Origin of the sequence: Anaerobacillus sp. 1_MG-2023 (genome assembly GCF_030547345.1) — a bacterium.
Lineage (GTDB): Bacteria > Bacillota > Bacilli > Bacillales > Guptibacillaceae > Guptibacillus > Guptibacillus hwajinpoensis_B.
Map to the genome: position 1 here is coordinate 1 of NZ_JAUORD010000014.1, position 15,872 is coordinate 15,872.

The following is a 15,872-nucleotide window of genomic DNA, read 5'->3' on the forward strand; positions in this document are numbered from 1 at the left end:
TTCACCAGAACACAAAGGACGTGTTCTAGTTCATGAGCTCCAATATCTCCGTTTCTAAACGCTCGGCTACGCTTTTCATTATACTCTTAACAATTCTTTAAGATTTCTTTAATAGTAGCATTAAATTTCTCGTATAGGATAGAAGTAACACATAGGATGAAGGGGGATTCTTTTTGAGTAAAGTGGTTGGGTGGCTTTATGAGCGTGAGTGTACGATGTTTCGGTTTGTGAATTTAACGTGTCATTCAAGGTACCTTACTTCTATTTTTGGATTAGTTACGCATGCGGGTGGTGCTCGGGCAACGATTTTAAGCACACTTTTGTTGATGTTCCTGTTACCTGCTCCTTTAAAGATATGGGCGTTTCAATCTGCGTTTGCGCTTGCTGTAAGTCATATACCTGTTCATTTTATTAAAAAGCATTATCCAAGACACAGGCCATATCTCGCTCTCCCTGAAACAAAGATATTCGTATATCCTCTAAAAGATCATTCTTTTCCATCAGGGCATACAACTGCTATTTTTTCTGTACTTACACCGTTTATCTTTCATATTCCTTCGCTAGCTATTCCCTTAATTACTCTCGGGAGTCTAGTTGCCCTTTCGCGAATTTACTTAGGTCATCATTATCCTTCTGACGTTCTTGTTGGTTTTATACTTGGTGGTGGATCTGGTATTCTTTCAACTTTAATCCTAGGCTAAAAAAGGGAGGGCTTTCATGAAAATTGCACTTTTTACTGACACTTACTATCCACAAGTTAACGGAGTATCTCGCACTTTGGGTAAATTAACCAGGTATATGGACCGTCAGCATGTAGATTATATGCTTTTTGCTCCTAACTGTCAGAAAGATGATGACCTTTTCTCAAGTAATATTCACCGCTTTACCAGTATGAAGTTTTTCCTTTATCCCGAATGTCGCATTGCCCTTCCTAACGTGAGTCTTATCCGCCACCAACTTCAAAATTTTCAACCAGACCTTCTTCATGTCGCTACACCTTTTAATATCGGCATGTGCGGGCTACATTACGGAAAGAAAAATAACATACCTATGGTTGCTTCATACCACACTAATTTTGATGACTATTTAAAGCATTACCACCTTGAATGGTTCTCTCCTTTTATGTGGAAATACTTAACCTGGTTTCATCAACCATTTTCCACTACCTTTATTCCTTCCAATGAAACGCGCAATCGATTAAAAGAAAGAGGTTTTAAGAACCTCAAGCTTTGGAGAAGAGGCGTCGATTGCGAACAATATTCTCCGATTAGAACAAATCACTCGCTACGTGAACGATATAACATTCAGGAGAAGTATATTCTTTTATTTGTTAGTCGACTCGCTCCAGAAAAAAATCTTGAAACGTTACAAAAAATCATGTGGAAGTTACCAGAACAGCTGAAACAACAAACAAGATGGCTGATTGTTGGTGATGGACCAGCCCTCCCTCATATTCAAAAAAACGTTCCTAACAACGTCACTTTCACTGGTTATAAAGAAGGGAAAGAATTAGCAGAGCTATACGCTACTTCAGATCTTTTCATCTTTCCATCAGCTACTGAAACATTTGGAAATGTCGCAAAGGAGTCACTTGCCTCAGGGACCCCTGTTATCGCTGCAAATGCCGGAGGATTAACCGATGTTGTCACTGGAGAAAGAAATGGTCTTTTCTGCTCTCCGTATAAAGAAGAGGAATATATCCACGCTATCAGTCGACTCTTATCAGATAATACCGAACGGAGAATGATGGGTTATGAAGGACGTCGTTATGCACTTACTCAATCATGGGATGCGATCTTCGGACGATTAGTAGAGGATTATGAGAAAACAATTGGAATTAAAAAATTAGCTCGATATGCTTAGAAAGGAGAAAAAAATGAATCTTACTGTATTGGGGATTAATGAAATCTGCTTAACTGCACCTTCTATCTTCGCAACACATAGCCACAACTTGTACGCGCTAGACGAAAGACAGAAAATAGCAAATACGTATGATCTCATTTACTGCTCCATTGTTCAACCAAACATACACAAAGGTTTGGGCTTGATTTCTGTTCAATAAAGACGTTTAGTGTAACTTTCTTTCAACGATTCAATCACTTTTTCTTCGCCTATTTTTGCATGATCAGATAGCATTCTGGCAGCTGACGCGAGCCCCTCAGTATTCGGCCATCGTTCAGGTTCAAAAAGAGATGATCGTTTAAAGGCTTTGGCACAATGAATGTAGCATTCCTTTACTTCTACTCCAATACCTAACAAAGGCGTTTTCCCCTTATATTCACACTGCTCTAGCAGCGTTTTATCTTTTACAATCGAGGCCTTTCCATTAATACGCAACGCTTCTTCTCGGCCGGGAATCATCAGCAGCAAACCGATATTTGGGTTTTCTAATAGATTGATCAATGAGTCCATTCGTTTATTTCCCGGTCTTTCCGGTATCAATAAATGATGATCATCCAGAACATGAATAAACCCCGGTGCATCCCCTCTTGGCGAAACATCACCACCCGTACTTGATTGGGTGGCAATCGTAATAAATGGTGTACGGCATATGAACTCTTTACAGTGTTTATCAAGAAAAGAGATGACTTTATTTGCAGCCAATTTACTCGGTATTCCTGCCATGTCTTTTAGTTCATTCACATCGGTCACGGTTTCTCCGAATATACTAGTTTTCACACATTACACTCCTCCATTTTTCCTTCCATTTTATCACCACACCCATCTGTTTTATGATAATTCAATACAATATAATGGATGTCAAAAAGGATGATAGAGCAAAAAAAGAAGCCAAAATATTTTTGGCTTCTTAGAAATTAATTAAATTCCGGCACCCTGTTTAAGGGATTCTGCACGATCTGTTTGTTCCCATGGAAGGTCAATATCAGTACGTCCAAAATGTCCATACGCAGCTGTTTGCTTATAAATGGGACGTCTAAGATCAAGCATCTTTATAATGCCTGCTGGACGAAGATCGAAGTTCTCTCTTACTAGCTCTACAAGACTTTCCTCAGACACTTTTCCTGTGCCAAATGTATCAATAGCAATTGATACTGGCTGAGCAACCCCAATAGCGTAAGCAAGTTGAACTTCACAACGATCTGTTAGACCCGCTGCCACAAGGTTCTTAGCAACATAACGAGCAGCATATGCAGCAGAACGGTCTACTTTCGTAGCATCCTTACCTGAGAAAGCACCGCCACCGTGACGCGCATAACCGCCGTAAGTATCAACAATGATTTTTCTTCCTGTTAAACCTGCGTCACCCTGCGGTCCACCGATAACAAAGCGTCCTGTTGGGTTGATGAAGTATTTTGTTTCTTCATCAATTAATTCAGCAGGAACAACCGGCTTCACAACGTGTTCTTTGATGTTACGTTGGATTTGTTCAAGTGAAATTTCAGGATGATGCTGTGTAGAAACAACAATGGTATCAACGCGTACCGGCTTACCAGCTTCATCGTATTCCACTGTTACTTGTGTTTTACCATCAGGACGAAGATAAGGAAGAATTTCTTCTTTTCTTACTTCGCTCAAACGTCGCGCTAGTTTATGCGCAAGAGAAATCGGAAGCGGCATTAATTCCGCTGTTTCATTACAAGCGTAACCAAACATAAGCCCCTGGTCACCTGCACCAATTGCATCGATTTCGTCATCTGACATCGTACCTTCACGTGCTTCAAGAGCAACATTTACACCTGCAGCAATGTCTGCAGACTGTTCATCAATAGATGAAAGAACAGCACATGTTTCAGCATCAAATCCGTATTTCGCACGTGTATAGCCGATCGTTTGAATCGTCTCACGAACCACTTTCGGAATATCCACATAGTGTGATGTTGTAATTTCACCGGAAACTAGTACAAGACCAGTTGTTACTGTAGTTTCACAGGCAACGCGCGCATTTGGATCATGCGCAAGAATATCATCCAGAATGGCATCGGAAATCTGATCTGAAATTTTATCAGGATGCCCCTCTGTTACTGACTCAGAAGTAAACAAACGACGATTACTCACTCAAGTACCTCCTTAAGGATTGGATCCTATCTAATTATGTTGTAATGGATACGGTACTCATTTCCCTATTACCCTGTGCCGAAACGAGAGAACGAATTCAATTTCTTATCGTCTTACCTTTTTTTATAGCGTCATCAATCTCAACGACATTAAAAAAGCCCTTCCCTACAATCAGAGGGAAAAGGAGCTGATATCTCATGCCTTTCGCCTCTTATCTTCCAAGACTATCGTCTTGCAGGTTAGCACCTTAATCCTGTTGTATAGGAGTTGGTTGCTGAGCTTCATCGGGCCTGTCCCTCCGCCTGCTCGGGATAAGAGTATCCATTCTCGACATATAATAACGCACATGAAAGGATGTGTCAATGAAGAAAAGCGGAAGCGCCCGTTTAGCCTCGACAAGCGCTGGAGCCCTACAAAAAGAACACGGGCTTTATGTTCGAATTCAAGGGCGAAGCGATCGATCCACCACCTTAATCCTTTACCCATAAAATAATCACTTCCTATATAATGGCGACAGGATTTCAACCTAAAGAAATAGTCATTCACCCATTTTTCACTTTTTATGCAAAAAATACATAGATTAGTATAGAATAATTGAATGAATGTGTTATACTATTTTTGAGTTAAACAAGTCAATCAACGAAATCTTTAAAAAAGGATGGGTTTAACGTATGAAAACAGCTTCCTTCTCCTCACCGTTATTGGATGCGATATTAAATAAGAATAATCCACATGTGAATTTATCAGTGTCTGAACTGGTTGAACATTCACTATTTAAAAACGAAGGGCAACTATCAGCTACAGGAGCTCTTCGCGTAGAAACCGGAAAATATACAGGACGTTCTCCTGGGGACAAGTTCATTGTAAAGGAAGATTCCGTAAAGAACAAAGTGAACTGGGAAACAAACCAGCCTATTTCCGAAAAAAGTTTTGAAAACCTTTACACAAAGGTGTTGAACTACCTCGGTGAGAAAAAGGGACTTTATGTGTTTAAAGGATTTGCTGGTGCTGACCAGGCATCAAGACTACCCATTCAGGTTATTAATGAATATGCCTGGCATAACCTTTTCGCCCACCAGCTGTTCATCCGTCCGAATGAATCAGAGTTAAAAGAACATGACGCTGAATTCACTGTCATTTCTGCACCTGGTTTTCAAGCTGATCCAGAAGTGGATGGCACAAATTCAGAAACATTTATTATTATCTCCTTTGAGAAACGAACCGTCTTAATTGGTGGAACAGAATATGCTGGAGAAATTAAAAAGTCTATTTTCACCGTTATGAACTACTTATTACCAGAGCGAAATATTCTTTCAATGCACTGCTCTGCTAACGTAGGTAAAGAGGGGGATGTTGCTCTATTTTTCGGTTTATCTGGAACTGGAAAGACAACGCTCTCAGCAGATGCTCATCGATCTCTTATCGGTGATGATGAACACGGATGGTCTATGAATGGTGTCTTTAATATTGAAGGTGGATGCTACGCTAAATGCATCAACTTATCAAAAGAAAAAGAACCTGAAATCTGGGATGCAATTCGCTTTGGAACGGTTCTTGAGAACGTTATGATGGATAACGGCTCGCGTGAACCTGACTACGATAACACTAGTCTAACTGAAAATACTCGCGCTGCCTATCCGATTGACGCCATACCTAATATTGCAATTCCTAGCGTTGCCGGACATCCCAACACGATTATTTTCTTAACGGCAGATGCATTTGGCGTCCTTCCTCCAATTAGCAAACTGACCAAAGAACAAGCCATGTTTCATTTCCTATCAGGTTACACAAGCAAGTTAGCCGGAACAGAAAGAGGAGTCACTTCACCGGAAGCCACTTTCTCTACATGCTTTGGTGCACCGTTCTTGCCATTACCTGCCCATCGCTATGCAGAAATGCTCGGCGAGAAAATTATGGAGCATGATGTTCAAGTCTTCCTCGTAAATACCGGATGGTCTGGGGGCGGTTATGGTGTCGGAGAGCGCATGAAGCTTTCATATACTAGAGCGATGATCCAGGCGGCTTTAAATGGAGAACTTGATCGTATCGAAACAGTAACAGACCCTATTTTCGGATTGCATATTCCTTCTCATTGTCCAGGTGTTCCAGCAGAAGTATTGCAGCCAAAACAAACATGGGAAGATCAAGAGAAATATGATGAGAAAGCAAAAGATCTCGCTACTAAGTTTGTAAAGAACTTCGAAAAATTCTCAAATGTAGCCGACGAAATCAAACAAGCAGGCCCAAATGTTTAGTCTCATTGCAAAAAGCACCTTAACTGGTGCTTTTTTTTATTTGAAGACTCATTCCCCTTCACTTCGCACATCCCCCTCTTTCTATCTACCTCCATTAATTTACTTATTCAAAACACCAATCGTTTTAAAATACATAGGCTATAGTATCTAAAACATGAGCCTACCTCATGTGACGAATGTGGAGGATAGATAATGAAAAGAAGCTGGTTTATAACGTTTTGTATATACACAAGTGTATTTCTTCTTATTCTTTCGGCGTGTGGTACTAATAGTGGAAACGATCAGGTAAGAGTAGCTGAGGTTACACGCTCGATTTTCTATGCACCACAATACGTGGCACTCTCAGAGGGTATTTTTGAGAAGCATGGCATTGATGTCGAATTAACGACCACTTGGGGCGGAGATAAAACAATGACCACTCTTCTATCTAACGGAGCTGATGTCGCCCTTGTAGGATCAGAGACGTCCATTTATGTTTATGCACAGGGCACTGATGACCCTGTTATAAACTTTGCTCAACTTACACAAACAGACGGTACGTTCCTTGTATCAAGAGAAAAAATCGAGCATTTTGAATGGGAAGATTTGAAGGGAAGTACATTCCTTGGCCAACGTAAAGGTGGTATGCCACAAATGGCTGGTGAATACGTACTGAAACAGAAAGGAATTGATCCACAAAACGATTTGGACCTCATTCAAAATATTGATTTCGCAAACATTTCAAGCGCATTTGCTTCTGGAACTGGCGATTACGTTCAGTTATTCGAGCCAACAGCAAGTGTCTTTGAAGAACAAGGGGTTGGACACATTGTAGCTTCATTTGGAAAAGAATCAGGAAAAATTCCATATACAGGATTTATGGCGAAAGAAAGTTATTTGAGTAAAAATGCTGATGTAGCTGAGCGTTTTACAAAAGCACTTTATGAGGCTCAACTGTGGGTAGATACTCATTCTTCTGCAGAAATTGCAAAGTCAATTGAACCTTTCTTTCAGGATACCGATCTTGAACTCATTACAACTGTAGTCGATCGTTACAAAAGTCAGCATTCATTCGCTACAAACCCATCCCTGGATCAAGAAGAATGGGATAACTTACAAAATATTATGGATGAAGCAGGCGAACTCCCAAAACGCGTTGATCATAGCAAATTAGTAGATAATAGCTATGCCGAAAAAGCGCAAAAATAGGAGGGAAAATAATGTCTTTCCTTCAACTCAACGCTATTTCACATGTGTATTTAATGAAAAGCGCTGCCAAAGAAGCGATTTCCAACCTCTCTTTCGCTATTGAAGAAGGAGAATTCGTTTCCCTTCTTGGGCCTAGTGGATGCGGGAAATCTACTCTGTTGTCGATCATTTCAGGATTAGTAAAACCTACTGAAGGGAGCGTTTCTCTACAAAATAAAATTATAAACTCACCCGGCGAACGAATGGGCTATATGCTTCAACAAGATTACTTGTTTCCCTGGAAAACAATTGAAGAAAATTGTTTTATAGGGTTAAAGCTTCTAAACAAGTTGACAGCGGATAAAAAAGAACAAACATTGGAATTATTGGATAGCATGGGGTTAAGCGATGTCCGCTCGGCCTATCCTGATCAGCTTTCGGGTGGAATGCGTCAACGCGTAGCTCTCGTTCGCACACTTGCAACAGATCCTGATCTACTGTTATTAGATGAGCCTTTCTCTGCACTTGATTATCAAACAAAATTAAAACTCGAAGACCTCGTGTTTAAAACATTAAAGAAGCATCGAAAAACCGCCCTGCTGGTGACTCATGATATTGGAGAAGCGATTGCGATGTCAGACCGCATCATCCTCTTATCGCCTCGTCCCGGGAAAATCGCGAGAACTTTTCAAGTCCCATCTTCCCTTAAAGAATTACTTCCTTTTGAAGCTAGGAATGATTCTGCTTTCCCTGAGAATTTCCAGCTGATATGGAAGGAGCTTGATTCTCTTGAACCATCTCCAACTTAAACATAAGCATCAACATTATCTAAGAGAGTTGAAAAGGGAAAGAAATGAAATATTGGGTTTTCAGGTGTGTATTCTCTTTGCATTTCTCACTTTATGGGAATTAGCAGGACGGTTCACATGGATCGATCCGTTATTATTTAGCTACCCCTCTAAAATTGCTTCACTCTTTATAACAAAAGTAACAGATGGTTCATTACTGTTACACACTGGTGTAACGTTACTTGAAACAATTGCTGGATTTCTTCTTGGAACAGTACTTGGAACCGTGTTCGCGGCAATTCTATGGTGGTCACGCAAAGCTTCTAGAATTTCAGATCCGTATCTTGTTGTATTGAATTCCATGCCTAAAGTAGCTCTTGGTCCGATCATCATAGTTGCGCTAGGTCCAGGTTACATCTCCATTATTACGATGGGCGCTTCTATTTCCGTTATTATTACTACTCTTGTGATCTACCACGCATTTCATACTGTTGAACCTAACTTCATCAAAGTGATTCGCTCATTTGGTGGTAATAAGCGCCAGATCTTCTTTGAAGTTATTCTGCCATCTTCCTTTCCAGCGATTATCTCGACCTTGAAAGTAAATGTTGGTTTATCGTGGGTCGGCGTAATTGTTGGGGAATTTCTTGTTTCAAAACAAGGTCTTGGTTATATGATTATTTATGGCTTCCAAGTATTTAATTTCACATTGGTTTTACTAAGCTTATTTATGATTGCGATTCTCTCATCAATCATGTATTTAGGGGTCGAATGGTTAGAACGTAAATTAATTAAACACTAGCTCCTCTTAAGAGGGGCTTATTTTGTTGTGATTGGGCAAACTAGTTAGCCACCACTCACAAATATGATGGGTCCCTACACGTCTTACCACTTGCAAAATGATTGCTATAGACCCACCCAAATACCATCTGCTAGCATATAGAAGAACATATTCTTATATAAGACAGGTGAAAACAATGAGCGCACTAAGAGGTGTATGGCTTAGCATAACAGCTTACTTACTACTTTCAATGATCAAATTAGGCGCAGGGTATCTCTTTGGTTCAGAAGCCCTCTTAGCAGACGGATGGAATAACGCATCAGATATCGTGGCATCCATTGCTGTTTTAATTGGCATGAAAATTTCTCTTAAACCACCAGACTTGAACCATCCATATGGCCATTCTCGAGCAGAAACCGTTTCTTCTCTATTCGCCTCATTTGTTATGTTTGCGATTGGGATTCAAGTCCTCTTCCATACAGCTACTGTTTTACTCAGTGGCAAAGTCTCTTCTCCTCCACTTAGCTCTGCCTGGGTAGCCTTTTTTGGAATGATCGTTATGGGAGGCGTTTATCTTTTCAACTACCGCCTCGCTAAAAAAACGAATAGCCTCGGGCTAATGGCTGCAGCCAAAGACAATTTATCAGATGCTCTCGTTAGTCTTGGTGCTTTTATTGGAATTATTGGTGCTCACTTTAACATGCATTGGCTAGATCCTCTTACAGGCTTTATTGTAGGTCTTATCATATGCAAAACGGCTTATGATATCTTTAAAGATTCATCACTCATGTTAACGGATGGATTTGATAAAGAGAAATTGAATGATATAGAGGCGACGATCCAAAACATTGAAGGGGTAGAAACAATAGTGGATATTAAAGCACGAATGGCCGGAAATGATATTATTGTCGATGCCGTTGTAGAGGTAGCACCGCATTTAAATATTAAAGAAGGGCATACGATTACGGACAAAATAGAAGCCCAGTTAGAGAAGGATCATGACGTTCGAAATGCCACCATTCATGTTGAACCTGGCAGGGAAATTACTGAAAGAGGCTCTGTCAATGAATAATGGCTTCTCCATCCGTTATTTGTTTGAAGGCTGTCACCTATTAGATTGTGTATAAATTCGAGCAAAAAAGTCCAGGACAATGAACTGGACTTTTTTCTCATTACAAATAATTAAGGTGTTTTAGACTATAAGTAAGTACTTGATCCTTCATCATAAAGCTATAGCGCTCATTTAAATGAATATCTTTCGGAAGTGTTGTTAGCTTAACCGGTCCCTTTGTTTCCATATAATCTTCTTTGTCTACGAGACGATCAATGTCAGCATAATAGACATTCTTAATAATAGTTCCGCCTTTTCCTTCAACACGATACTGACCTACATATTGAAGGTGCTTAACAACTCCACCTGTTTCTTCATATACCTCACGCACCGCGGCTTCTTCGGCATTCTCTCCTTCTTCCACTTTCCCACCTGGAAATTCTATGCCTCTTCGAGAGTGCTCGGTTAACAGCCACTGATTTTCAAGGCGACAAATAACCCAAACATGTTTTGGTGCGGGAGAGTAAGGATGATCCTCGAAAGAAAATGTTACCTGATTATGATAGTAATCTGTAAACATAAATTCGCTCATTTGATAACCTCGTCCTTTAGTTTCTTACTTTATTGTAAAAGAGTAGCCTGTCCTTGTCCAATCTACCTGTACAAAAAATAAAACGCACGGACCAAAAGTTCCGTGCGTTTGAATTATTTAATCTCAAAATTTTTAATGATCCAATGGTTATTTTCATAAAGAAAATGAATTTTAATTGTATAAGAGCCATAAAGGTCAGACTCATTCGATTGAGTCAGTTCATATTCATATTCATTAAGTTTCTCCAGTTCATATGACTCATCAGTATTCACCCATGGAAATAACTCTGTTGGCACTAAGTAAAGATCACCTTCTCGCTCTGCAAAATAAACATCCGCAATTTCAGAAGCGAGTTCTTTAGAGGTTATCTGTTGTAAGTCCTTCTCAACCCCTGCTATTGTCTGAAACTGTTTAACTTTACCCTCTTCATCTGTATCCTGAATAATATGATTGATAAGTTCATTAGATAAATTCTCAACGTCTGGTTTTTCGATTGAATCCGTCTTTGCTTCTGCTTTATTCTCAAGAGAAGAAATCACGATTTCTGAATGATCAGCAGCAATTTTTGAAATTTCTCCACCACAACCCGAAGTGAAAGTTAACGCACCTACAAACATTAATAAACTTATGTATTTTTTCATGTCACTCATCCTTTAAATATAGTAGAATTTCTTTATATTGATTTCATACCTCATCCTATTAGGTGTCAAACAAACTAGTGATATATTAAGTCTTTTTTACCATAGTAATGAAAAGAATTTTAGCTATTTTCTTTTGTATACACTACTTATACGAATAGATATAGCAGAATGTTTCGATTTTTCTTAATTCAGTTCGTGAGAGAGGTGATTTATTGGAGGAATTATGGAAGATTCGATTTTATAATTATCTGCGGCATCGACTTAAGTATTTGTCTTACATCATGCAAGGCGGATTTTTGATCGCTTTATTGCTAATCGGAGCAATAGGAATTATTTATTATCAACGTTTACTCGATGTTATATCCGAGCCATTTCCACTCCTATTTGCGATTGCACTCATCATGAGCGTAGTACTAAGTGTTCTTGAAGGAAAGTTTTTTCTCTTTCAAGCGGATCGCGTCTTTTTAATCGCATGTGAAGATCGTATGAGACAATACATTAAGTATACTTTCTTCTATTCTTTGATTCGTTCCCTGCCGACCATTTTGATCGTTAGTTTAGTAAGCGCTCCTGTCCTCATTCATTTAGAAATTCCTTTGGAATTACTAACATGGATTTATGTCATGATACTCTTGCTCTTTTTATTGTCTTTTCTTACGATCATACGGTCTTACTTCTCGAAGATAAAATGGCTACGCCTCTTCCTTTTCATTAACAATTTCACTATTCTTTACTTCACCATGAAAGGATATGTTTTTATTGGTGTCTTATTCCTTATGTTTCCCATTACATACCTTTACTTACTATTTCGTCAAAACTCGATGCTTCAGTGGGAGAGATTAATTGAACTTGAGTCATCACAAACTGCTCGGTTTGAGCAATTCGCAAACCAATTCGTCGATGTGCCTTCTTTACAGAATAAAGTGAAGGCAAGAAAGTATTTAAGTTGGATTATTCAATTGATACCGGTGTCTCACCCACAGACCTTTCTATTCATTAGAATTTTCTTCCGTAAAGGAAGCTACATTTGGGTCTTTATCCGATTAGTTGGAATTGGGGCATATATTCTCTACTACCTAAGAGAAGAGTACACATCGTACTTGATTGTTCCCCTTCTTTTATGGATCACTCATAAACAGCTCTTAGCAATCAAAAAAGAACAAATGAGAGACTCGTTTCTTGTTATTCTCCGTAACGATTATTCACTGAGAAACATGATTTTATCGTTATTAGTTATACAATCCATATTATTTAGTATTGTTCAGCTTCCTTCTTTACAGCATAGTTTTTGTACCCTAGTAGAAGGGCTTTTGATTTCATTTTTTTTAGAAAACAAAAAACAGAGAAAATCATAAAGAGAAGCTGGCTAATATTAGCCAGCTTCTCTTTATGATTTAGCAACAATAAGGATTGTAGTTTGCTCCGCCTACATAACCTGGTCCAGGACCACAACCGCCGCCCATTGCGCCAGCTCCAACAATAATTAGTAAAATAAACAGAACAACAATTAACGCAAAACCTTTACCATATCCTCCACTCATCTTTATCCCCCTCGTTAGAATTCATTCACTACACTATTACTTTATGTAGTTGATTCCATTTAGGAAGGGCATGAGCGGAGTTCATGAAGAAAAACTAGTTGTTCATCCTCAATTTCTTGTATTGTGGTTTAGAGCTGATAATACGCCCATCTGATCAATTTGTTGCTTTGTATGAGATGTGCCTAGTCGATAGATCATCTTATATAACTCATAAATCGCTTCATCCGTCCAATCTCGATGACGGTCTACTTCACTTTCATCATAATGATTCAGTGAAAAGAAATCATTTTGTTGCACATATTTCTGAGAGCGCAACTTCTCAATTACACGTTCCATTTCCATTTTCTCTTCTTGACTTGCTCTAATTTCGAAGGCATTCATTTGAGTGCCAACATTTGTCTCATGAAGCTCACCTTTAGGTGTTACAAAATACGTCTCACGTACCATTGCTTCTCACCTCCATGAAAATTTAAACAGGACTTTCTTCTAAATGACGATACCCTTTGTATTCATGTTGAGCAGCATCAATGGTTTTCTCAACAGTATCAAGCCTAGAGCGAAATGATCCAACATCACGTCCCTGTTTCTTCGCTTCTTCAACTCGGGCATCATAGTTGGTTTCTTCGGTTGCTTCTGACTCCACATGAAATTGTTTCTTATCATGATCAACTACAACTTGAATAAATTTTTCCATTGATTTTTCCTCCTCTTTATCCTATCCTGCTTGTCACTTTACCCTTTTCGGATAAATATTAATCTTTTCCTTAAAAACGAAAATACATAAATTTATGTTAAAATGAAGGGATGAATCCATAAGAATAGTTCAGGTGATGATCATGAATTTTACTACAACACCGCATCAAGCAGTGACTGAATTGGACCTATCTGCTCCTTTAACACCCCACTCGTCTCTCAGACCATTGGAAGATAAAGCAGAGCAGGCTTTTTTTCATGCTTTAGAGGAAAAAGGTATACGTCTGAATGAACCTCAAACAAAAGCAGTAAAGCATACTGAAGGCCCTCTTTTGACAATTGCCGGAGCCGGAAGTGGAAAAACATCTGTTTTAACAGCACGAACAGCTTTTCTAATGACAGTAAAGGAAAAAGATCCTTCTAGTATTCTACTCATTACTTTCACTCGAAAGGCATCTGAAGAAATGCGACAGCGTATCAGTCACTTACCAGGTGTCTCTTCTCAAGACTCCGGAAGATTAACAGCAGGAACATTTCATTCTATCTTCTTGAGATTATTAAGGAGTCTCGGTTATAACCAAAAAATATTGAATAGTGATCGTCACAAACAAATTATAATGAAGAATATTCTAAAAAAAATGAAGAGTCCTGAAGCATCTTTACCAGAGATTATGCTTTCATCAATATCTGCTTGCAAAGTTAAAATGATGGAGCCTGCAGATATCCCTGACAGTAAAGAAACAGAAGAATTAAAGAAAGCCTACTCTGAATATGAAGAGTGGAAAACGGCTAATGGCTATATTGACTTTGATGACATTCTTGTCTATATGTATCGAGAATTCAATCAAAATCCCGCTCTACTTAAAAAAATGCAAAATCGATTTCAATATATTTTAGTAGATGAATTCCAGGATACGAATCCAATTCAATACGAATTAATTAAACAAATTGCAGCTCCTCAAAACAACTTATTTGTAGTGGGTGACGATGATCAAGTTATCTATTCTTTTAATGGCGCAAATAGCTCAATCATTTTAGAGTTCGATCGTGCTTATCCGGATGCAGCCGTCGTTACGCTGGATACAAACTATAGATCAGCTCCTCCCATTGTTGGACTCGGAAACCATGTAATTAAGCACAATACTTACCGAAGAATGAAAACGATGAACGCTACAGACAAAGACGGAAAGCAACCATACTATCTTCGTCCTGCTACAACAGAAGACGAAGCAGGTTATGTCCTCCGTCATATTCGAGAAAAAAAGCGAGAGTGGAAAGACATTGCCATTCTTACAAGAACTTATACGAATGCTAGAGCCATTTTCGAGCAGTTGATTGAACAGGACATTCCTTTCAACGCACAGGGAATGAAACAGGTCTTTTACGAGCAGTCGATTATTAAAGGAATGATGGAACACCTTCGACTTGCATACGAGCACCAAAATCTTGATGCGACAGCCGCCATACTCCCATCCCTTTTTATTAATCAAGAATCAGGTATGCGTCACATTGAAATGGAAAATTTTGTTGATCCAGTTGAATTTCCTTTGTTACATTTAAAATCTTGGAAAACACTACGTGATTTTCAAAAAAAATCAATAGATCGACGTGTCCGTCTTGTTCAAGAAGCTAAACGTCATCGACCCCAGAAAGCCATTCAATTGTTACGAGATGACTATATGAAACATCTGGACAGCGCAAATGACGAGGCATTAACTGTTCATAAGACTACTCTTAAAGAAATGATGGACGAGCTCGAGTTCTCAAGCTCACGATTTGAAACCATCCCAGAGTTCCTTGCCTACGTCGATCGAATCATTCAACGATTCAATGAGCATAAACAAAAAGCAAGCGCCTCTAACGCACTTTCACTACTGTCCATTCATCAGGCAAAAGGGCTTGAATTCCCTGTTGTTTACGTCATTGGTGCTTCAGAAACGATTCTACCCCACGTTTCTGCGCTCAATACGATGAAAGACAAAGAAGCCTCTCATAAGCAGCTCTATATGAAAAATCCGACTGCTGACCTTGAGGAAGAACGTCGCCTTTGTTACGTTGCCATTACACGTGCAAAGGAAGAGCTCTATATTTGCTCCCCTGAAAAACACCTTGGTAAACAAACACCCGTTTCTCGTTTCTTAACGGATGCCTTCAAGAAGAAGATTCAACAAGAAGGTAAAACGGTGAAAGCATGGGTTTGCAGTAGTGAATTTTGCAAAGGATGGATGAAAATAGAGGATAAGAAACAACCTGATCAAAAGCAATGCCCCTTATGTGATAAGCCAATGATCATTTCGCAAAAGCCTGTTCAAAAAGACTGAACTATGTCACTGTGTTAAGCTTTGT

General features: G+C 39.1%; 16 protein-coding genes, 1 pseudogene and 1 riboswitch. Of the genes and pseudogenes, 10 read left to right on the forward strand and 7 right to left on the reverse strand.

All coding sequences use genetic code 11. From position 1 onward, the window contains the following. The first annotated feature begins 182 nt into the window (after nt 1–182). Genes Q4550_RS19180 through Q4550_RS19190 form a run of 3 tightly spaced genes read left to right on the forward strand, consistent with a single transcriptional unit; the run spans nt 183 to nt 2,062 of the window. Entirely contained in the window at nt 183–701 is a 519-nt protein-coding gene (locus tag Q4550_RS19180) for a phosphatase PAP2 family protein (protein ID WP_308809533.1), read from the forward strand. 16 nt (nt 702–717) lie between these two features. Further along, nucleotides 718–1,863 (forward strand): glycosyltransferase family 4 protein, encoded by a 1,146-nt coding sequence (locus Q4550_RS19185; RefSeq protein ID WP_303535317.1) that lies wholly within the window; start codon nt 718–720, stop codon nt 1,861–1,863. A 13-nt stretch (nt 1,864–1,876) separates the two neighbouring features. Next, complete coding sequence (locus Q4550_RS19190; protein ID WP_303535319.1) at nt 1,877–2,062, forward strand: hypothetical protein; 186 nt, start codon at nt 1,877–1,879, stop codon at nt 2,060–2,062. Here the strand turns inward: Q4550_RS19190 and Q4550_RS19195 are convergent. Both Q4550_RS19195 and metK read right to left on the reverse strand, forming a co-directional pair. Continuing rightward, nucleotides 2,056–2,679, reverse strand: a complete 624-nt coding sequence (locus tag Q4550_RS19195) for an MSMEG_1061 family FMN-dependent PPOX-type flavoprotein (RefSeq protein WP_308809532.1) — start codon at nt 2,677–2,679, stop codon at nt 2,056–2,058. The genes Q4550_RS19190 and Q4550_RS19195 overlap by 7 nt on opposite strands. Nucleotides 2,680–2,820: 141 nt before the next feature. Next, a complete protein-coding gene (gene metK / locus Q4550_RS19200; protein ID WP_194219203.1) occupies nt 2,821–4,017 on the reverse strand; it encodes a methionine adenosyltransferase in 1,197 nt (398 codons plus the stop codon). A gap of 208 nt (nt 4,018–4,225) precedes the next feature. Continuing rightward, nucleotides 4,226–4,335, reverse strand: a riboswitch (SAM riboswitch). A gap of 353 nt (nt 4,336–4,688) precedes the next feature. Here metK and pckA point away from each other — a divergent pair. From pckA to Q4550_RS19225, 5 genes are all read left to right on the forward strand, one after another. After that, the gene (gene pckA / locus Q4550_RS19205) at nt 4,689–6,272 is read left to right on the forward strand and encodes a phosphoenolpyruvate carboxykinase (ATP) (protein ID WP_303535320.1); all 1,584 of its coding nucleotides are present in this window, start codon (nt 4,689–4,691) and stop codon (nt 6,270–6,272) included. Nucleotides 6,273–6,464: 192 nt separating this feature from the next. Beyond that, nucleotides 6,465–7,460: an ABC transporter substrate-binding protein gene (locus tag Q4550_RS19210; RefSeq protein WP_303535321.1), complete on the forward strand. Its 996-nt coding sequence runs from the start codon at nt 6,465–6,467 to the stop codon at nt 7,458–7,460. Between the two features lie 11 nt (nt 7,461–7,471). Beyond that, on the forward strand, nt 7,472–8,248 hold the full coding sequence (locus tag Q4550_RS19215; protein ID WP_303535322.1) for an ABC transporter ATP-binding protein: 777 nt from the start codon (nt 7,472–7,474) through the stop codon (nt 8,246–8,248). Then, nucleotides 8,229–9,029, forward strand: a complete 801-nt coding sequence (locus Q4550_RS19220) for an ABC transporter permease (RefSeq protein ID WP_194219199.1) — start codon at nt 8,229–8,231, stop codon at nt 9,027–9,029. Before Q4550_RS19215 ends, Q4550_RS19220 begins: the two co-directional genes overlap by 20 nt. Before the next feature lie 175 nt (nt 9,030–9,204). Beyond that, nucleotides 9,205–10,080: a cation diffusion facilitator family transporter gene (locus Q4550_RS19225; RefSeq protein ID WP_303535325.1), complete on the forward strand. Its 876-nt coding sequence runs from the start codon at nt 9,205–9,207 to the stop codon at nt 10,078–10,080. 100 nt (nt 10,081–10,180) lie between these two features. Here Q4550_RS19225 and ytkD read toward each other — a convergent pair whose 3' ends face one another. Then, the gene (gene ytkD, locus Q4550_RS19230) at nt 10,181–10,651 is read right to left on the reverse strand and encodes an RNA deprotection pyrophosphohydrolase (RefSeq protein ID WP_194219197.1); all 471 of its coding nucleotides are present in this window, start codon (nt 10,649–10,651) and stop codon (nt 10,181–10,183) included. Between the two features lie 113 nt (nt 10,652–10,764). Further along, a complete protein-coding gene (locus Q4550_RS19235) occupies nt 10,765–11,292 on the reverse strand; it encodes a hypothetical protein (protein ID WP_303535327.1) in 528 nt (175 codons plus the stop codon). Between the two features lie 212 nt (nt 11,293–11,504). Here Q4550_RS19235 and Q4550_RS19240 point away from each other — a divergent pair, with 212 nt between their 5' ends. After that, nucleotides 11,505–12,647, forward strand: a complete 1,143-nt coding sequence (locus Q4550_RS19240; RefSeq protein ID WP_303535329.1) for an ABC transporter permease — start codon at nt 11,505–11,507, stop codon at nt 12,645–12,647. A gap of 114 nt (nt 12,648–12,761) precedes the next feature. On the opposite strand, the pseudogene Q4550_RS19245 reads toward Q4550_RS19240, so the two are convergent. The 3 genes and pseudogenes from Q4550_RS19245 to Q4550_RS19255 all read right to left on the reverse strand — a co-directional run. Continuing rightward, a pseudogene (locus Q4550_RS19245) lies at nt 12,762–12,833 on the reverse strand (YjcZ family sporulation protein); the annotation flags it as partial. A 108-nt stretch (nt 12,834–12,941) separates the two neighbouring features. Then, the gene (locus Q4550_RS19250; RefSeq protein WP_303535331.1) at nt 12,942–13,280 is read right to left on the reverse strand and encodes a hypothetical protein; all 339 of its coding nucleotides are present in this window, start codon (nt 13,278–13,280) and stop codon (nt 12,942–12,944) included. A 22-nt stretch (nt 13,281–13,302) separates the two neighbouring features. After that, a complete protein-coding gene (locus Q4550_RS19255; RefSeq protein ID WP_194219192.1) occupies nt 13,303–13,527 on the reverse strand; it encodes a hypothetical protein in 225 nt (74 codons plus the stop codon). 142 nt (nt 13,528–13,669) lie between these two features. On the opposite strand from Q4550_RS19255, the gene Q4550_RS19260 reads away from it, so the two are divergent. Further along, nucleotides 13,670–15,847 (forward strand): UvrD-helicase domain-containing protein, encoded by a 2,178-nt coding sequence (locus Q4550_RS19260; protein WP_303535334.1) that lies wholly within the window; start codon nt 13,670–13,672, stop codon nt 15,845–15,847. Nucleotides 15,848–15,872 lie beyond the last annotated feature (25 nt).